The 17075-nt window shown below is 54.3% G+C and carries 19 protein-coding genes; 13 read left to right on the top strand and 6 right to left on the bottom strand.

Features of this window, described 5'->3' with window-relative positions:
• A complete protein-coding gene (locus ACLHV8_RS25100; RefSeq protein WP_410376787.1) occupies positions 1-300 on the bottom strand; it encodes a hypothetical protein in 300 nt (99 codons plus the stop codon).
• Between the two features lie 133 nt (positions 301-433).
• Here ACLHV8_RS25100 and cyoA point away from each other — a divergent pair, with 133 nt between their 5' ends.
• The 6 genes from cyoA (at position 434) to ACLHV8_RS25070 (ending at position 6729) form a co-directional block, all read left to right on the top strand.
• Complete coding sequence (gene cyoA / locus ACLHV8_RS25095) at positions 434-1381, top strand: cytochrome o ubiquinol oxidase subunit II (RefSeq protein WP_049007496.1); 948 nt, start codon at positions 434-436, stop codon at positions 1379-1381.
• A 16-nt stretch (positions 1382-1397) separates the two neighbouring features.
• The gene (cyoB, locus tag ACLHV8_RS25090; RefSeq protein ID WP_028017646.1) at positions 1398-3389 is read left to right on the top strand and encodes a cytochrome o ubiquinol oxidase subunit I; all 1992 of its coding nucleotides are present in this window, start codon (positions 1398-1400) and stop codon (positions 3387-3389) included.
• Positions 3379-3993: a cytochrome o ubiquinol oxidase subunit III gene (locus ACLHV8_RS25085; RefSeq protein ID WP_028017647.1), complete on the top strand. Its 615-nt coding sequence runs from the start codon at positions 3379-3381 to the stop codon at positions 3991-3993. Before cyoB ends, ACLHV8_RS25085 begins: the two co-directional genes overlap by 11 nt.
• Positions 3993-4319, top strand: coding sequence for a cytochrome o ubiquinol oxidase subunit IV (locus ACLHV8_RS25080; protein ID WP_028017648.1), 327 nt, complete (start codon positions 3993-3995; stop codon positions 4317-4319). The genes ACLHV8_RS25085 and ACLHV8_RS25080 overlap by 1 nt, the downstream gene beginning before the upstream one ends.
• Before the next feature lie 11 nt (positions 4320-4330).
• A complete protein-coding gene (cyoE, locus tag ACLHV8_RS25075) occupies positions 4331-5218 on the top strand; it encodes a heme o synthase (protein WP_028017649.1) in 888 nt (295 codons plus the stop codon).
• A 149-nt stretch (positions 5219-5367) separates the two neighbouring features.
• Complete coding sequence (locus ACLHV8_RS25070; RefSeq protein WP_108090700.1) at positions 5368-6729, top strand: MFS transporter; 1362 nt, start codon at positions 5368-5370, stop codon at positions 6727-6729.
• 32 nt (positions 6730-6761) lie between these two features.
• Here the strand turns inward: ACLHV8_RS25070 and ACLHV8_RS25065 are convergent, their stop codons facing one another.
• Positions 6762-7253 (bottom strand): YajQ family cyclic di-GMP-binding protein, encoded by a 492-nt coding sequence (locus ACLHV8_RS25065; protein ID WP_028017651.1) that lies wholly within the window; start codon positions 7251-7253, stop codon positions 6762-6764.
• A 121-nt stretch (positions 7254-7374) separates the two neighbouring features.
• Here ACLHV8_RS25065 and panE point away from each other — a divergent pair, with 121 nt between their 5' ends.
• Positions 7375-8286, top strand: coding sequence for a 2-dehydropantoate 2-reductase (panE, locus tag ACLHV8_RS25060; RefSeq protein ID WP_208594367.1), 912 nt, complete (start codon positions 7375-7377; stop codon positions 8284-8286).
• Positions 8249-8839 carry a protein deglycase YajL gene (gene yajL, locus ACLHV8_RS25055; RefSeq protein WP_208594368.1) on the top strand — a complete coding sequence of 197 codons (591 nt, stop codon included), beginning with the start codon at positions 8249-8251 and terminating at the stop codon, positions 8837-8839. Before panE ends, yajL begins: the two co-directional genes overlap by 38 nt.
• A gap of 63 nt (positions 8840-8902) precedes the next feature.
• On the opposite strand, the gene thiI is transcribed toward yajL, so the two are convergent.
• Complete coding sequence (thiI, locus tag ACLHV8_RS25050; protein ID WP_108090703.1) at positions 8903-10351, bottom strand: tRNA uracil 4-sulfurtransferase ThiI; 1449 nt, start codon at positions 10349-10351, stop codon at positions 8903-8905.
• A 191-nt stretch (positions 10352-10542) separates the two neighbouring features.
• Between thiI and xseB the strand changes: the two genes are divergently transcribed.
• The 5 genes from xseB (at position 10543) to ACLHV8_RS25025 (ending at position 14832) form a co-directional block, all read left to right on the top strand.
• Positions 10543-10785 (top strand): exodeoxyribonuclease VII small subunit, encoded by a 243-nt coding sequence (gene xseB / locus ACLHV8_RS25045; RefSeq protein ID WP_008503331.1) that lies wholly within the window; start codon positions 10543-10545, stop codon positions 10783-10785.
• A complete protein-coding gene (ispA, locus tag ACLHV8_RS25040) occupies positions 10786-11685 on the top strand; it encodes a (2E,6E)-farnesyl diphosphate synthase (RefSeq protein ID WP_208594369.1) in 900 nt (299 codons plus the stop codon).
• A 24-nt stretch (positions 11686-11709) separates the two neighbouring features.
• Positions 11710-13572, top strand: coding sequence for a 1-deoxy-D-xylulose-5-phosphate synthase (gene dxs / locus ACLHV8_RS25035; RefSeq protein WP_208594370.1), 1863 nt, complete (start codon positions 11710-11712; stop codon positions 13570-13572).
• Between the two features lie 64 nt (positions 13573-13636).
• On the top strand, positions 13637-14611 hold the full coding sequence (locus tag ACLHV8_RS25030; RefSeq protein WP_208594371.1) for an aldo/keto reductase: 975 nt from the start codon (positions 13637-13639) through the stop codon (positions 14609-14611).
• 89 nt (positions 14612-14700) lie between these two features.
• Positions 14701-14832: a hypothetical protein gene (locus tag ACLHV8_RS25025; protein ID WP_255659901.1), complete on the top strand. Its 132-nt coding sequence runs from the start codon at positions 14701-14703 to the stop codon at positions 14830-14832.
• A gap of 263 nt (positions 14833-15095) precedes the next feature.
• On the opposite strand, the gene thiL is transcribed toward ACLHV8_RS25025, so the two are convergent.
• The 3 genes from thiL to ribE form a co-directional block, all read right to left on the bottom strand.
• A complete protein-coding gene (gene thiL, locus ACLHV8_RS25020; RefSeq protein WP_208594372.1) occupies positions 15096-16067 on the bottom strand; it encodes a thiamine-phosphate kinase in 972 nt (323 codons plus the stop codon).
• Between the two features lie 77 nt (positions 16068-16144).
• Complete coding sequence (gene nusB / locus ACLHV8_RS25015) at positions 16145-16564, bottom strand: transcription antitermination factor NusB (protein ID WP_006809908.1); 420 nt, start codon at positions 16562-16564, stop codon at positions 16145-16147.
• 21 nt (positions 16565-16585) lie between these two features.
• On the bottom strand, positions 16586-17056 hold the full coding sequence (ribE, locus tag ACLHV8_RS25010; RefSeq protein WP_006176874.1) for a 6,7-dimethyl-8-ribityllumazine synthase: 471 nt from the start codon (positions 17054-17056) through the stop codon (positions 16586-16588).
• Positions 17057-17075: the final 19 nt, after the last annotated feature.

The following is a 17075-nucleotide window of genomic DNA, read 5'->3' as shown; positions in this document are numbered from 1 at the left end:
TTATAACGGTGAAATAGCCGCCAACCGCTGAAAAAAATAATTGTTGTTTTGTGCGGGATAAAATTTGGAAATTATTGGAGCCTGTTCCAAAACACTATTTTTCATTAACCGATTCAGCATCAGATAGTTTGATTTTTCGTTTTTTATATGTCTCTTTATTGATAATAAATTGTTAATTTTTTGTTTATTTTCAACAATGGTTATACCAATTGCCCCTTTTAGGGTATGCTTGGGGGTCCTTTCGTTATAAAGCCCTTGCCATGCGGCTTCGGTCATAAAAACCGACATAATTTGCAACACTTGTGACACGTGCGGCAGAACCCGGTAACACCTTCCTGACACAGTCCTAATGATGTTTACAGTAATGTAACCTTCCCGTAAAATGCCCGCACACTTTAAACGCCACCAGACTCCGTGGAATTGAGGTCGTTAAATGAGACTCGGGAAATACAATAAAAGTTTGGGATGGTTGTCATTATTCGCGGGCACTGTATTACTCAGTGGCTGCGATTCTGCACTACTAGACCCCAAAGGGCAGATTGGACTGGAACAACGTTCACTGATATTGACGGCTTTTGGCCTGATGTTGATTGTGGTTATTCCTGCCGTTTTGATGGCTGTTGGTTTCGCCTGGAAGTATCGTGCGAGCAATAAAGATGCGAAGTATAGTCCTAACTGGTCACACTCCAATAAAGTGGAAGCTGTGGTCTGGACAGTGCCTATTCTGATCATCCTGTTCCTTGCCGTGCTGACCTGGAAAACCACTCACTCCCTCGAACCTAGCAAGCCGCTGGTTCATGATGAAAAACCGATTACCATCGAAGTGGTCTCCATGGACTGGAAATGGTTCTTCATCTATCCGGAACAGGGCATTGCTACCGTGAATGAAATCGCCTTCCCGGCGAACACTCCGGTTCAGTTCAAAGTGACCTCCAACTCCGTAATGAACTCCTTCTTCATCCCGCGTCTGGGTAGCCAGATTTACGCGATGGCCGGTATGCAGACTAACCTGCACCTGATTGCCAATGAAGCAGGCACCTATGATGGTATCTCCGCCAGCTATAGCGGTCCGGGCTTCTCAGGTATGAAGTTCAAAGCTATTGCGACGCCAGACCGTGCCGCTTTCGACCAGTGGGTTGAAAAAGCGAAACAGTCTCAAAACACCATGTCTGACATGGCGGCGTTCGATAAAGTGGCTGCACCTAGCGAATACAACAAGGTGGAGTACTTCTCTAACGTGAAACCTGATTTGTTCAAAGACGTTATTGGCAAATTTATGGATCACGGTAAGAGCATGAACATGTCCCAGCCAGAAGGCGAGCACAGCGCGCATGAAGGTATGGAAGGCATGGACATGAGCCACGCGGAAACCGCTCACTAAGGGGCCGAGGAAGAAAATGTTCGGAAAATTGACACTGGATGCAGTGCCATACCATGAACCCATTATCGTGGTTACGGTGGCTGCAATTATCATTGGTGGTGCGGCTTTACTGGCCTTAATCACTTACTTCGGTAAGTGGAGCTACCTGTGGAATGAGTGGTTGACTTCGGTTGACCACAAAAAACTCGGTATCATGTACTGCATCGTCGGTATCGTCATGTTAATTCGTGGCTTTGCGGATGCGATCATGATGCGTAGCCAGCAGGTGCTTGCCTCTGCGGGTGAAGCTGGCTTCCTGCCACCTCACCACTACGATCAGATCTTTACCGCCCACGGCGTTATCATGATCTTCTTCGTGGCGATGCCGCTGGTTATCGGTCTGATGAACGTTGTCGTTCCGCTGCAAATCGGCGCGCGCGACGTTGCATTCCCGTTCCTGAACAACCTGAGCTTCTGGTTCACGGTTGTTGGCGTAATCCTGGTTAACCTGTCACTGGGCGTGGGCGAGTTTGCTCAGACCGGCTGGCTGGCTTATCCACCGCTTTCGGGAATTGAATACAGTCCTGGCGTAGGTGTCGACTACTGGATTTGGGCAATTCAGCTCTCCGGTATCGGTACAACCCTGACCGGTATTAACTTCTTCGTGACTATTATCAAGATGCGTGCCCCTGGCATGACGATGTTCAAGATGCCAGTATTTACCTGGGCATCTCTGTGCGCCAACATCCTGATTATTGCCTCCTTCCCAATTCTGACCGTCACCGTCGCGCTGCTGACCCTGGACCGCTACCTGGGCACCCATTTCTTTACCAACGATATGGGTGGCAACATGATGATGTACATCAACCTGATTTGGGCCTGGGGTCACCCGGAAGTGTACATTCTGGTTCTGCCTGTCTTCGGTGTGTTCTCCGAAATCGCAGCGACCTTCTCACGTAAGCGCCTGTTTGGTTACACCTCTCTGGTGTGGGCAACCGTGTGTATTACCGTGCTGTCGTTCATCGTTTGGCTGCACCACTTCTTCACCATGGGTGCAGGCGCGAACGTAAACGCCTTCTTCGGTATCACCACCATGATTATCGCCATCCCGACCGGGGTGAAGATCTTCAACTGGCTGTTCACCATGTACCAGGGCCGCATCGTGTTCCACTCAGCAATGCTGTGGACCATCGGCTTCATCGTGACCTTCTCCGTGGGCGGGATGACCGGCGTACTGCTGGCGGTACCGGGTGCTGACTTCGTACTGCACAACAGCCTGTTCCTGATTGCGCACTTCCATAACGTTATTATCGGTGGTGTGGTCTTCGGTTGCTTCGCTGGCGTCACTTACTGGTGGCCAAAAGCGTTCGGCTTCACGCTGAACGAGACCTGGGGCAAACGTGCGTTCTGGCTGTGGATCATCGGCTTCTTCGTAGCGTTCATGCCGCTGTATGTGCTGGGCTTCATGGGTATGACCCGTCGCCTGAGCCAGCAGATTGACCCTCAGTTCCACCCAATGCTGGTTGTTGCAGCCTGTGGTGCGGCGCTGATTGCACTGGGTATCGCATGCCAGCTGATTCAGTTCTACGTTTCTATTCGCGACCGCGATCAGAACCGTGACCTGACCGGTGACCCATGGGGTGGCCGTACGCTGGAGTGGGCGACCTCTTCTCCACCTCCGTTCTATAACTTTGCCATCGTGCCACACGTTCACGAACGTGACGCATTCTGGGAAATGAAAGAAAAAGGTGAAGCGTACAAGCAACCTGCTCATTACGAAGAGATCCATATGCCGAAAAACAGCGGCGCGGGCATTGTGATTGCCGCTTTCGCAACGGTGTTTGGTTTCGCAATGATCTGGCACATCTGGTGGTTGGCGATTGCGAGCTTCGCTGGCGTCATCATTAGCTGGATTGTGAAGAGCTTTGACGAGGACGTGGACTACTACGTACCAGTCCGTGAAGTCGAAAAACTGGAAAACCAGCATTTCGACGAGATTTCTAAAGCGGGGCTGAAAAATGGCAACTGATACTCTGGCGCACTCAACTGCCCACGCGCATGAACATGCGCACCACGATACAGGACCGACCAAAGTCTTCGGTTTCTGGATCTACCTGATGAGCGACTGCATTCTGTTCTGCTGTCTGTTCGCGACCTATGCCGTTCTCGTGAACGGCACAGCGGGCGGCCCGACTGGCAAGGACATCTTTGAACTGCCGTTCGTTCTGGTTGAAACCGCACTGCTGTTATTCAGCTCTATCACCTACGGCATGGCGGCTATCGCCATGTATAAAAACAACAAGAGCCAGGTTGTCTCCTGGCTGGCGTTGACCTGGTTGTTTGGTGCTGGATTTATCGGGATGGAAATCTATGAATTCCATCACCTGATTATGGAAGGTTTCGGGCCTGATCGTAGTGGCTTCCTGTCCGCGTTCTTCGCGCTGGTCGGTACTCACGGTCTGCACGTAACCTCAGGCCTGATCTGGATGGCGGTACTGATGTTCCAGGTATCCCGTCGCGGCCTGACCAGCACTAACCGTACCCGTATCATGTGCCTGAGCCTGTTCTGGCACTTCCTGGACGTGGTATGGATCTGTGTGTTCTCTGTTGTCTATCTGATGGGGGCGATGTAATGAGTCATTCAACCGATCATGGCGCTTCCCACGGTAGCGTAAAAACCTACATGACAGGTTTTATCCTGTCGATCATCCTGACGGTGATCCCGTTCTGGATGGTGATGAGCGGTTCTGCTTCTCACGCGGCGATTCTGGGCACCGTCCTGGTTACCGCAGTGGTTCAGATTCTGGTGCATCTGGTTTGCTTCCTGCACATGAACACCAAGTCCGATGAAGGCTGGAACATGACGGCCTTCGTCTTTACCGTGATTATCATCGCTATCCTGGTAGTCGGTTCCATCTGGATTATGTGGAACCTCAACTACAACATGATGGTTCACTAAGAGCGGCGAGTATGTTTAAGCAATACCTGCAAGTAACGAAACCAGGCATCATCTTTGGCAACCTGATCTCCGTGATCGGAGGGTTCCTGCTGGCCTCTAAAGGTAGCATTGATTACACCCTCTTTATCTACACGCTGGTCGGTGTGTCACTGGTTGTTGCGTCCGGTTGTGTATTTAACAACTACATCGACATGGATATCGACAAGAAGATGGAAAGGACCAAAAATCGGGTGCTGGTGAAAGGCCTGATCGCCCCTTCCGTCTCGCTGGTGTACGCCACCTTGCTGGGTATTGCTGGCTTTATGCTGCTGTGGTTTGGTGCTAACCCACTGGCCTGCTGGCTGGGGGTGATGGGGTTCGTGGTATATGTGGGCGTCTACAGCCTGTATATGAAACGCCACTCCGTCTACGGCACGCTGATTGGTTCTCTCTCCGGCGCTGCGCCGCCGGTGATTGGCTACTGCGCGGTCACGAACGAGTTCGACAGCGGTGCAGCTATCCTGCTGGCTATCTTTAGCCTGTGGCAGATGCCGCACTCCTATGCCATCGCGATTTTCCGCTTTAAGGATTATCAGGCAGCGAACATCCCAGTTCTGCCGGTCGTGAAAGGCATTTCCGTTGCCAAGAACCACATCACGCTGTACATCATCGCCTTTGCCGTGGCGACGCTGATGCTCTCTCTGGGCGGATACGCTGGATACAAATATCTGGCAGTAGCGGCCGCAGTGAGCGTCTGGTGGCTCGGTATGGCGCTGCGCGGTTACAAAGTGGAAGATGACAAAGTCTGGGCGCGCAAACTGTTTGTGTTCTCGATTGTGGCCATCACCTCGCTGTCCGTGATGATGTCCGTAGACTTCATGGTGCCTGAATCACACAACCTGCTGACTTACGTCTGGTAAGCCACAACAGGTGAATAAAGGGGTGCTTCGGCACCCTTTTTTATTCACTGAATCTATTAATAACGCATGTAATATTTGTTAAATAACCCTTTATTTACCCCGCTCCTTCCCCGCACTACACTATGGCCTGCTTTTGAACTGAGGTGGTAATGAACGATTATAAAATGACGCCAGGCGAGCTACGCGCGACCTGGGGCTTAGGGACTGTCTTCTCGCTACGGATGCTTGGCATGTTTATGGTCCTGCCTGTTCTGACCACGTACGGTATGGCGCTGCAGGGAGCCAGCGAGGCGCTGATTGGACTTGCAATCGGTATCTACGGACTGGCGCAGGCGGTATTCCAGATCCCGTTTGGGCTGCTCTCTGATCGGGTTGGACGAAAACCGCTGATTGTCGGTGGTCTGCTTATTTTTGTTCTCGGGAGCGTCATTGCCGCCCTCTCCCACTCAATATGGGGCATTATTCTTGGCCGGGCCTTGCAGGGTTCCGGTGCGATAGCTGCTGCGGTGATGGCACTGTTGTCAGATTTAACTCGCGAGCAAAACCGCACCAAGGCCATGGCGTTTATCGGCGTAAGCTTTGGCGTCACCTTTGCGATTGCGATGGTGCTCGGCCCCATTATTACCCATGCACTCGGCCTGCACGCCCTGTTCTGGATGATTGCCGTGCTGGCGACAATCGGTATCGCCTTAACACTATGGGTGGTGCCAGACAGCAAAAACCACGTTCTCAACCGTGAATCTGGAATGGTAAAAGGCTGCTTCAGCAAAGTGATTGTCGAGCCTCGCCTGCTCAAGCTCAATTTTGGCATTATGTGCCTGCATATCCTGCTGATGTCGACCTTTGTCGCCCTGCCAGGCCAGCTTGCCGCGGCGGGCTTCCCGGCCGCTGAGCACTGGAAAATCTATCTGGTCACGATGCTGATTTCGTTTGTCTCCGTCGTACCGTTCATCATCTACGCCGAAGTGAAGCGCAAGATGAAGCGCGTCTTCGTGGGCTGCGTGGCGGTACTGCTGATTGCCGAGATTGTACTCTGGGGCTCCGGCCCGCACTTCTGGGAACTGGTAGCGGGTGTGCAACTCTTCTTCCTGGCGTTTAACCTGATGGAAGCGTTGCTGCCGTCGCTTATCAGTAAAGAATCGCCTGCGGGTTACAAAGGCACGGCGATGGGTATTTACTCCACCAGCCAGTTTATCGGCGTGGCAATTGGCGGTTCGCTTGGCGGCTGGGTGGATGGTCTGTTTGACTCACAAACCGTATTCCTTGCAGGCGCGCTGCTGGCCACTGTCTGGCTGCTGGTCGCCAGCACTATGAAAGAGCCGCGCTACGTCAGCAGTCTGCGAGTAGAAATCCCTGATGATGTTGAGATCAACGACGCGCTAAAACAGCGTCTTGAAACCACGGAGGGGGTAAGTGAAGTGCTGATCGCCCCGGAAGAGCGTAGTGCCTATGTCAAAATAGACAGTAAGGTAACTAACCGCTTTGAAGTCGAGCAGGCACTCAAAGCCTGAAAAAATGCCCGGTCTGACCGGGCATTTTCGTCTTAATCGCGGAAGTTTTTAAACTGGAACGGTTGCCCCAGATCGCCGCCACGCACCAGCGCCATTACGGACTGCAAATCATCACGTGATTTGCCGGTTACACGAATTTCTTCGCCCTGGATCTGCGCCTGCACCTTCAGCTTACTGTCTTTGATGAGCTTAACGATCTTCTTCTGCACCGCGCTCTCAATGCCCTGCTTCAGTTTGGCTTCGACAAACCAGTTTTTACCGCTGTGCACAAACTCTTCCGGCACATCCAGAGATGTTCCTTCAATGCCGCGCTTTAACAGCTTGGCACGCAGAATGTCGAGCAGCTGATTTACCTGGAAATCAGACTCGCTCAGCACCTTAATGGTCTTATTTGCATCGTTCAGCTCAAACGTTGCTTCAACGCCACGAAAATCGAAACGTGACTCAACTTCGCGGGTTGCGTTCTCTACGCCGTTGCGAACTTCCTGGATATCAACTTCGGAAACAATATCGAAAGATGGCATCTTTTCTTCTCCCTTCACTTTTGTTGCGTTGCATAATACCCGCTACGAGGCATAACTCAACAGAAGCTTAGCTGTATAATTAAGCTGTAACACCTGGCGCAGTTGCAGGTGAGGAGGAACAATGAAAATTACAGTGCTCGGATGCGGAGCGCTTGGTCAGCTGTGGCTGACCGCGCTGTGCAAGCACGGACATGAGGTTCAGGGCTGGCTGCGCGTGCCCCAGCCCTATTGCAGTGTAAATCTGATTAGTGAAGACGGAAGCATCTTTAATGAATCTCTCACCGCGAACGATCCTGACTTCCTGGCGCAAAGCGACCTTTTACTGGTGACGCTCAAGGCATGGCAGGTTTCAGACGCCGTAAAAGCACTGGCCGCTCAACTCCCCCCCACATCCCCTGTTCTGCTGCTGCATAACGGCATGGGGACGCTTGATGAGCTCAAAAGCATCCCGCAGCCGCTGCTGATGGCGACGACCACGCACGCTGCACGTCGCGACGGTAATATCATCGTACATGTCGCCAGTGGGGTGACGCATATCGGCCCTGCCAGGGCACAGGATGGCGACTTCGGTTATCTGGCAGACGTACTGCAGAAGGTATTGCCGGACGTGGCCTGGCATAACAATATCCGTCCTCAGCTGTGGCGCAAGCTGGCCGTAAACTGCGTGATTAACCCGCTCACGGCGCTGTGGGATTGCCCTAACGGCGAGCTAAAAAACCATCCGCAAGACGTCGCCGTCCTATGTGCGGAAGTCGCGGAGGTCATTGAGCGGGAAGGCTTGCATACCTCGGCAGAGGATTTACGCTATTATGTCGAACAGGTTATTGATAGTACTGCAGAAAATATCTCCTCGATGTTGCAGGATGTTCGGGCATTACGCCACACTGAAATCGACTACATTACCGGCTATCTGCTAAAACGCGCCCGCGCACACGGTATTGCGGTGCCGGAAAACGCCCGTCTGTATGACCTGGTTAAACGTAAGGAGAGTGAATATGAGCGCGTCGGCACTGGTCTGCCTCGCTCCTGGTAGCGAAGAGACAGAAGCGGTCACCACCATTGATTTGATGGTGCGCGGCGGTATTAAGGTGACAACCGCCAGCGTCGCCAGCGACGGTAATCTGGCAATCACCTGCTCACGCGGGGTAAAAATCCTCGCGGATGCCCCGCTGGTGCAGGTGGCCGACGGGGAATACGACATCATCGTCCTGCCTGGTGGCCTGAAGGGCGCAGAGTGTTTTCGCGACAGCCCGCTGCTGGTCGAAACCGTGCGCCAGTTTCATTTATCCGGCCGTATCGTCGCGGCAATCTGTGCCGCCGCCGGAACGGTTCTGATTCCGCACGATATCTTCCCCATCGGCAACATGACCGGTTTCCCGGGTCTTAAGGATACGATCCCGGAAGCACATTGGGTGGATAAACGCGTCGTCTGGGATCCGCGCGTCAACCTGCTCACCAGCCAGGGGCCCGGCACCGCGATTGATTTTGGCTTAAAGATTATTGACCTGCTGGTCGGACGCGAGAAAGCGTACGAAGTGGCGTCATCGCTGGTGATACCGGCGGGGATTTATAATTATTACGAATAGGAGTTCTCCCTCACCCTGTGGGAGAGGGGCGGAGGCAACAGGTCGCCCCCGCCCTGCAATAAACTACGGGCGATACACCTTCACATTCGCAAAGCCCTGCTCGAGCAGATACAGCGCCTGCAGACGGCTCATCACCCCACGCTCACACCACAGCAGATAGGTTTTGCTCTGGTCGAGGTCGCCAAATTTGGTGCTCAGCTTGTAGAACGGCAGAGAAACCACTTCGACGCCTTCAACCTGCAGCGGCTTGTCATCCTGCTCATCAATGGAGCGAATATCCAGAATTGCATCGTTAGCGCCGAAACCGCTCACGGTTTCAACTTCTACGACTTCCTGCTCGGTCTGCTGGGCAATCTCGCGGATATCAATGTTGGACGCTTCCGCCACCACTTTTTCCAGGATGCTAAAATCGAAGTTCTCTTCTTCCGCTTCGATCTTCGCCTTAACCGCTTTCACCGTTGGGCTTTTTGAGATCACGCCGCAGTATTCCGGCATGGTACGGGCAAAATCTTCAGTACCGATTTCGCGCGCCAGATCGATGATGTGCTCTTTATCGTGGGAAATCAGCGGACGCAGGATCAGCGTATCTGACACGTTGTCGATCAGACGCAAGTTGGTCAGCGTCTGGCTGGAGACCTGGCCAAGCGCCTCACCGGTAACCAGCGCCTGCACGCCGTAGCGCTCAGCCACTTTGGATGCTGCACGCACCATCATACGCTTCAGCACCACGCCCATCTGGCCGTCGTCGACTTTCTCGAGGATTTCACCCACGACCGGCTCAAAGTTGATCGCCACGAAACGCACGCGGTGGGAACTGCCGAAGCGGTTCCACAGATAATGCGCAACCTGACGAACGCCGATTTCATGCGCCGCGCCGCCCAGGTTGAAGAAGCAGTAGTGCACGCGGCAGCCGCGACGCATCAGCATATAGCTGGAGACGCCGGAATCGAAGCCACCCGAGATCAGAGACAGCACATCTTCCTGAGTACCAATTGGGAAACCGCCGATACCTTCGTAACGACCTTTCACCAGCAGCAGACGATCGTTTTCGATCTCCAGGTTAACGGTTACGTCCGGGTTGGTCAGACGCACGCGCGCAGACTCGACGTGCTGATTCAGACCGCCGCCAACGTAACGTTCCACTTCAATGGAGCTGAATTCGTGCTTGCCGCGACGCTTCACGCGCACGCAAAAGGTTTTGCCTTCGATCTGGTCGCGGTACTGCACCAGCGCTTTTTCGAAGATGTCATGCAGAGAGGTGAAAGGAACATCTTCCACTTCCAGAATATGGTGGATGCCCGGAATACGGGTCAGCGCGTCGCGGATATCCTGACGCTTGTTTTCGTCTTTCGCGCGGACTTCAACGTGGTCCCAGTGGCGCACCACGGCGAGGGTTTCGTCGTAGTGCTTTAATACGTTACGAATGTTCCCGGTGAGAATTTTAATAAAGCGCAAACGCACAGATTGGCTTTTGATGGTGATTTCAGGGAACAATTTAATGATAAACTTCATGGCGGCAATGTTTCTTAGGCAAGCTTATAAGGCTTGTAATGGAAAAATACAGCAGCCCCTATAACCGAAGGCTGCTTCCAGGCGCGCAAGTATACCACCATCGCGCCGCTCCTGTGCACATTGCGCGTTATTTGATAATTGCCCTGAGTCCGTTACCATGTCGGGGCTGAGAATATAAGAGTCAATTCACTATGCCGAAGAAGAACGACGCACCGGCCAGTTTCGAAACTGCGCTGAGTGAACTGGAGCAAATCGTTACCCGTCTTGAGAGCGGCGATCTCCCGCTGGAAGAGGCACTCAACGAATTCGAGCGTGGCGTGCAGCTGGCACGTCAGGGGCAGGTCAAACTGCAGCAGGCCGAGCAGCGCGTGCAGATCCTGCTTTCCGACAGCGAAGACGCGAAAACCACGCCTTTTACACCGGACGCCGAGTAAATGGATTTTGCCAACGAGCTTCAGGCATGCGTCGCGCGTGCCAACGATGCGCTGCGCCGTTTTATCGAGCCACAGCCTTTTCAGAACACTCCACTGGTTGAAGCCATGCACTATGGCGCACTCTTGGGAGGAAAGCGCCTGCGCCCATTCCTGGTCTATGCCACAGGCAATATGTTTGGTATCAGCGAAAACACGCTGGACGCCCCGGCAGCTGCCGTTGAGTGTATCCATGCCTACTCACTGATCCACGATGATTTACCGGCAATGGACGATGACGACTTACGTCGGGGTCAGCCTACCTGCCATATCAGGTTTGGCGAAGCAAATGCTATTCTGGCGGGAGATGCCCTGCAAACGCTGGCATTTTCGATTCTGAGCGATGCACCGATGGCTGAAGTGGCCGATCGCGACCGCCTGGCAATGATCTCCGAACTGGCCATGGCCAGCGGCGTGGCCGGTATGTGCGGGGGGCAGGCACTGGATCTGGACGCCGAAGGACGTCAGGTTAATCTGGAACAACTGGAGCGTATTCATCGCCATAAAACCGGGGCATTGATTCGTTCCGCCGTTCGCCTGGGCGCGCTGAGCGCGGGTGAGCAAGGGCGCAAAGCCCTGCCGATTCTGGACAGATACGCAGAAAGTATCGGTCTGGCATTCCAGGTTCAGGATGACATTCTGGATGTGGTGGGCGATACTGCAACATTGGGTAAACGTCAGGGTGCGGACCAGCAGCTTGGCAAAAGTACCTACCCCGCCCTGCTGGGTCTTGAGCAAGCCCAACGTAAAGCCCGGGATCTGATAGAGGATGCCCGCCAGTCGCTGAATCAACTGGCCGCGCAATCACTGGATACTTCGGCACTGGAAGCGCTAGCGGACTATATAATCCAGCGTGATAAATAAACACACTATCTCGATGAGCCTTTGATGAGTTTTGATATTGCCAAATACCCGACACTGGCGTTAGTTGACTCCACCCAGGAGTTACGTCTGTTGCCGAAAGAGAGCCTGCCGAAGCTGTGCGACGAGCTGCGTCGTTACCTGCTCGACAGCGTAAGCCGCTCCAGCGGTCATTTCGCCTCCGGGCTTGGCACGGTAGAGCTGACCGTGGCGCTGCACTATGTCTATAACACGCCGTTCGATCAGCTCATCTGGGACGTGGGTCACCAGGCCTATCCGCACAAAATTCTGACCGGGCGTCGCGATAAAATTGGCACCATTCGTCAGAAAGGCGGCCTGCATCCATTCCCGTGGCGCGGTGAAAGCGAGTATGACGTGCTGAGCGTCGGCCACTCCTCCACTTCAATTTCCGCGGGTATCGGGATTGCCGTCGCTGCCGAAAAAGAGAACAAGCAGCGCCGCACCGTCTGCGTGATTGGCGACGGGGCCATCACTGCCGGTATGGCCTTTGAGGCCATGAACCACGCGGGTGATATCAAGCCGGACATGCTGGTTATTCTTAACGATAACGAAATGTCGATTTCTGAGAACGTCGGCGCGTTGAACAACCATCTGGCCCAGTTGCTCTCGGGTAAGCTTTACTCCTCGCTGCGTGAAGGCGGGAAAAAAGTCTTCTCCGGCGTACCGCCGATCAAAGAGCTGCTCAAGCGTACCGAAGAACACATCAAAGGCATGGTTGTACCGGGTACCCTGTTTGAAGAGCTGGGCTTTAACTATATTGGCCCGGTTGACGGACACGACGTGCTGGGGCTGGTGTCGACGCTCAAGAACATGCGGGATCTTAAAGGCCCGCAGTTCCTGCACATCATGACCAAAAAAGGGCGTGGCTACGAGCCAGCGGAAAAAGATCCGATCACCTTCCACGCGGTACCGAAATTCGACCCGTCCAGCGGCTGTCTGCCAAAAAGCAGCGGCGGCATGCCGAGCTATTCAAAAATCTTCGGCGACTGGCTGTGCGAAACCGCGGCAAAAGACAACAAGCTGATGGCGATCACCCCGGCCATGCGTGAAGGCTCCGGCATGGTGGAGTTCTCCAGAAAATACCCTGACCAGTATTTTGACGTTGCCATTGCCGAGCAGCACGCGGTGACGTTTGCAGCGGGCCTGGCGATTGGCGGCTACAAACCGGTTGTCGCGATCTACTCCACCTTCCTGCAGCGCGCTTACGATCAGGTGATCCATGACGTTGCCATTCAGAAGCTGCCTGTGCTGTTTGCTATCGATCGTGCGGGCATCGTCGGTGCGGACGGACAGACACACCAGGGGGCTTTTGACCTGTCGTTCCTGCGCTGTATCCCGGATATGGTCATCATGACGCCATCCGACGAGAACGAATGTCGTCAGATGCTGTTTACCGGCTACCACTATCAGGACGGCCCAAGCGCGGTTCGCTACCCACGCGGTAATGCGGTAGGCGTTGAGCTGCAACCGCTGGAGAAGCTGGCGATAGGTAAAGGTCTGGTGAAGCGTCGCGGTGACAAAGTGGCGATCCTGAACTTCGGCACATTGATGCCAGAGGCCGCGAAAGTGGCTGAAACGCTGAATGCCACTCTGGTGGATATGCGCTTTGTGAAACCGCTCGATGAATCCCTGATCCTGAACATGGCAGAAACCCATGACGTGCTGGTGACGCTGGAAGAAAATGCCATCATGGGCGGCGCGGGCAGCGGCGTGAACGAGGTGCTGATGGCGAATCGTAGAGCCGTTCCGGTACTGAACCTCGGTCTGCCGGATCACTTCATTCCGCAAGGTACTCAGGACGAAGCCCGCACGGCGATTGGCCTGGATGCCGCAGGTATCGAAGCAAAAATCCGCTCCTGGCTGGGCTGATCCCTCCCCCTGTTCTGCTCCTGCTATGCTTAAACGTATTGTTTAAAACAGCAGGAGTGGAACCATGCAATACACAACATTAGGAAAAACAGACCTTAAGGTTTCCCGACTTTGCCTGGGGTGCATGACCTTTGGCGAGCCTGACCGGGGTAATCATGCCTGGACGCTGCCGGAAGAGAGTAGCCGCCCTATCATCAAACACGCCATCGAAGGGGGCATTAACTTCTTTGACACCGCTAACAGCTACTCCAACGGCAGCAGTGAGGAGATTGTCGGCCGTGCCCTGCGTGATTTTGCCCGTCGGGAAGAAATTGTGGTCGCCACCAAGGTGTATTACCCGGTTGGCGATCTGGCTCAGGGCCTTTCTCGCACGCAGATCCTGCGTTCTATTGATGACAGTCTTAGACGCCTGAACATGGATTATGTCGATCTGCTGCAAATTCACCGCTGGGATTACAACACGCCGATCGAGGAGACGCTTGAAGCACTCAACGACGTGGTGAAAGCGGGTAAAGCGCGCTACATCGGCGCCTCATCAATGCACGCGTCGCAGTTTGCACAGGCGCTCGATCTCCAGGCACAGCATGGCTGGGCGCGCTTCGTCACCATGCAGGATCACTACAATCTGATCTATCGCGAAGAAGAACGTGAGATGCTGCCGCTGTGCCATCAGGAGGGCGTGGCGGTGATCCCGTGGAGCCCGCTGGCGCGCGGTCGTCTGACCCGTCCGTGGGGGGAATCCACGGCCCGCCTGGTATCGGATGAAGTGGGAAAAAATCTGTATGAAGGAACAGAGGCCAGCGATGCGTTGATTGCAGAACGTTTAGCCGGGATTGCTGACGAAACCGGTGCAACCCGGGCCCAGGTGGCGCTGGCGTGGCTGCTGGGTAAACGCGGGGTTACGGCACCGATTATTGGAACATCGCGGGAAGAACAGCTTGATGAACTGCTGAATGCGGTGGACATCACGCTGACGCCGGAGCAGATTGCCGAGCTGGAGACGCCATATCAACAGCATCCGATGGTGGGGTTTAAGTAAGCCCTCACCCTGACCCTCTCCCGGTGGGGTGAGGAATCCCCAGTAATTTTTTTTAACCGGAAGCGATGAATATTGCTTCAGGAAAATTAATGGCTTACAGCGATGTCTGGTCCGGCTGTAAATCGCCGAAGCGTTTCCGTAAGGCCGGGGCGAGGCGCAGGGATGCGCCGAGAGGGCGTGGCCTGCAGGGATGCAGGCTCATGCCCGACCCGATAGCCTGAAGGAATAAGCTGAGGGTACCGCGAAGCGGCGATTTACCGCCGGGAGCCCGGGTCGCCAGGGTGGCGGCGATTGAGCCGCCCTGGCACGTTCACAGGTCATGCTGTTACAGAGTAGCAATGAACATAAAGTGAACGGAATGACCACCAGAGCCGTATGCTCCCCCTCACCCCAGCCCTCTCCCTCAAGGGAGAGGGGGGTCGTCCGTGCTGGTATTATTTTGTGGGGATCCCTCAGCCCGGTGGGAGAAGGGAAAAAAGCAAACTTACGCGAAGTGATCGTATCCTTTCCAGTCCAGCGTAATGGGCGTACCGTCTCTCACAAACTTCAGCCCTTCGCTCTCCGGCATGATCTGCCCGATGCAGGTAAATTTCGCGCCGAGATGCGCTAACGCCACGTCCAGCGTTCCACGGTTGAGCTCAGGCACCGTGAAGCACAGCTCGTAATCTTCTCCACCGGAGAGCGCCCAGCGCAGCGCCTGCTCAGGATCCACATGGCGAAGCAGTGGCTCTGACAGCGGGAAGAGATCCAGGTCAACACGCGCACCCACGCCGCTGGCCTTCAGAATATGACCGAGATCTGAGATCAGCCCGTCAGAGAGATCGATAGCCGAACTTGCCCGCTCGCGCAGCGCCTGACCGTGCAGAATACGCGGTGTTGGCCGCAAATGGCGTTTCACCAGATATGCCGCGTCGTCAGCATCCTTCACGGTTAAGCGGTCCTGGAGGATCGCCAGCCCTGCGGCACTCTCGCCAGGCGTACCGGTCACGTAGATCCAGTCACCGGGTTTTGCACCCGATCGTTTCAGCGCGCGACCGAGCGGCACATAGCCGTGGATTGCCAGCGTCATCGACAGCGGCCCGGCAGTGGTATCACCGCCAATCAACTGCATATCGTAATAGTTGAGCTGCTCAAACAACGCATCGCTAAAGGCTTCAAGCCAGACTTCATCTATCTCTGGCAGCGTCAGAGCCAGCGTCAGCCACGCGGGATCGGCGCCCATTGCCGCCAGATCGCTCACGTTGACGGCCAGCGCTTTATACGCCAGATCGGCAGGATCGATATCCGGTAAAAAATGACGTCCGCACACTAAGGTGTCGGTGCTGATTGCCAGCGTCTGTTTTTCGGGAATATTGAGAAGTGCGCAGTCATCGCCAATGCCGGTTTCAACATCAAGACGAGAGGTTCTGACACGGTCGAAATAACGGGCAATCAGGGAGAATTCGCCGCATGCCATACGTTATGCCTCAGCAAATAAAAGAAAAAACCGGAGCCGCACTGCCCATCAGGCAATGCAGAACTCCGGTTTGCGGATCACTTTTTGTGGGGACGGATCGCAGGTGCTGCTTTATCAAGTACGCCGTTTACAAACTTGTGGCTGTCTTCAGCGCCGAAGGTTTTCGCCAGTTCGATCGCTTCGTTGATGGCCACTTTATACGGCACATCATCACGTTTAGACAGCTCAAACAGCGCAATGCGCAACACTGCTTTTTCAACCTGACCCAGCTCTTCGAGCAGACGGGACAGGTAGGGCTTCATCAGACCATCGAGATACGCGCTATTAGTCGCCACTCCCGACAGCAGTTCACGGAAGTACAGAACATCGACGTCTTTTACGTCCTGTTCTGACAGGAACTGGTATTCAACATCAGCGATGTCGTTCTGGGACAACTGCCAGGAGTAAAGTGCCTGGACGGCACATTCACGGGCGCGGCGACGAGCAGCAGGTTTCACGGAATTCCCCTTACAAAAAAATCAGGCCTTGATGGCTTTCAATACATTGATCATTTCAAGCGCGGTCAGTGCAGCTTCTGCGCCTTTGTTACCGGCTTTAGTGCCAGCACGTTCGATGGCTTGTTCAATACTTTCGGTGGTCAGCACGCCGAACGCGACAGGAATTTCAGCATCCTGCGCAACGTGAGCCAGACCATTGCTTGCACCGCCCGCAACGTATTCGAAGTGCGCAGTGCCGCCACGAATAACGGTACCCAGAGCAATCACCGCGTCGTATTTACCGGTTTTTGCCAGCGCGCCTGCTGCCAGTGGCAGTTCGTAAGCACCTGGAACCCAAACAACGGTAATGTTGTCATCTTTAACCTGGCCGATACGTTTCAGGGCGTCAATGGCACCTTCCAGCAGGCTGTCGTTGATGAAGTTGTTGAAACGCGCAATGGTGATGGCGACGCGAGCGTCCGGGGTAGCTACAGCAGCTTCAATAATGTTCATACTCTTCCTTTACGGGTTC

This window comes from Enterobacter sp. CPE_E863 (assembly GCF_046521465.1).
Taxonomy (GTDB): domain Bacteria; phylum Pseudomonadota; class Gammaproteobacteria; order Enterobacterales; family Enterobacteriaceae; genus Enterobacter; species Enterobacter adelaidei.
This window is presented reverse-complemented; position numbering and strand designations above follow the sequence as displayed.

Bases quoted from the DNA above. Each gene is read 5' to 3' on its own strand.
- cyoA (WP_049007496.1), top strand. From the start codon at position 434: ATGAGACTCGGGAAATACAATAAAAGTTTGGGATGGTTGTCATTATTC.
- cyoB (WP_028017646.1), top strand. From the start codon at position 1,398: ATGTTCGGAAAATTGACACTGGATGCAGTGCCATACCATGAACCCATT.
- ACLHV8_RS25085 (WP_028017647.1), top strand. From the start codon at position 3,379: ATGGCAACTGATACTCTGGCGCACTCAACTGCCCACGCGCATGAACAT.
- ACLHV8_RS25080 (WP_028017648.1), top strand. From the start codon at position 3,993: ATGAGTCATTCAACCGATCATGGCGCTTCCCACGGTAGCGTAAAAACC.
- cyoE (WP_028017649.1), top strand. From the start codon at position 4,331: ATGTTTAAGCAATACCTGCAAGTAACGAAACCAGGCATCATCTTTGGC.
- ACLHV8_RS25070 (WP_108090700.1), top strand. From the start codon at position 5,368: ATGAACGATTATAAAATGACGCCAGGCGAGCTACGCGCGACCTGGGGC.
- ACLHV8_RS25065 (WP_028017651.1), bottom strand. From the start codon at position 7,253: ATGCCATCTTTCGATATTGTTTCCGAAGTTGATATCCAGGAAGTTCGC.
- panE (WP_208594367.1), top strand. From the start codon at position 7,375: ATGAAAATTACAGTGCTCGGATGCGGAGCGCTTGGTCAGCTGTGGCTG.
- yajL (WP_208594368.1), top strand. From the start codon at position 8,249: ATGAGCGCGTCGGCACTGGTCTGCCTCGCTCCTGGTAGCGAAGAGACA.
- thiI (WP_108090703.1), bottom strand. From the start codon at position 10,351: ATGAAGTTTATCATTAAATTGTTCCCTGAAATCACCATCAAAAGCCAA.
- xseB (WP_008503331.1), top strand. From the start codon at position 10,543: ATGCCGAAGAAGAACGACGCACCGGCCAGTTTCGAAACTGCGCTGAGT.
- ispA (WP_208594369.1), top strand. From the start codon at position 10,786: ATGGATTTTGCCAACGAGCTTCAGGCATGCGTCGCGCGTGCCAACGAT.
- dxs (WP_208594370.1), top strand. From the start codon at position 11,710: ATGAGTTTTGATATTGCCAAATACCCGACACTGGCGTTAGTTGACTCC.
- ACLHV8_RS25030 (WP_208594371.1), top strand. From the start codon at position 13,637: ATGCAATACACAACATTAGGAAAAACAGACCTTAAGGTTTCCCGACTT.
- ACLHV8_RS25025 (WP_255659901.1), top strand. From the start codon at position 14,701: ATGGCTTACAGCGATGTCTGGTCCGGCTGTAAATCGCCGAAGCGTTTC.
- thiL (WP_208594372.1), bottom strand. From the start codon at position 16,067: ATGGCATGCGGCGAATTCTCCCTGATTGCCCGTTATTTCGACCGTGTC.
- ribE (WP_006176874.1), bottom strand. From the start codon at position 17,056: ATGAACATTATTGAAGCTGCTGTAGCTACCCCGGACGCTCGCGTCGCC.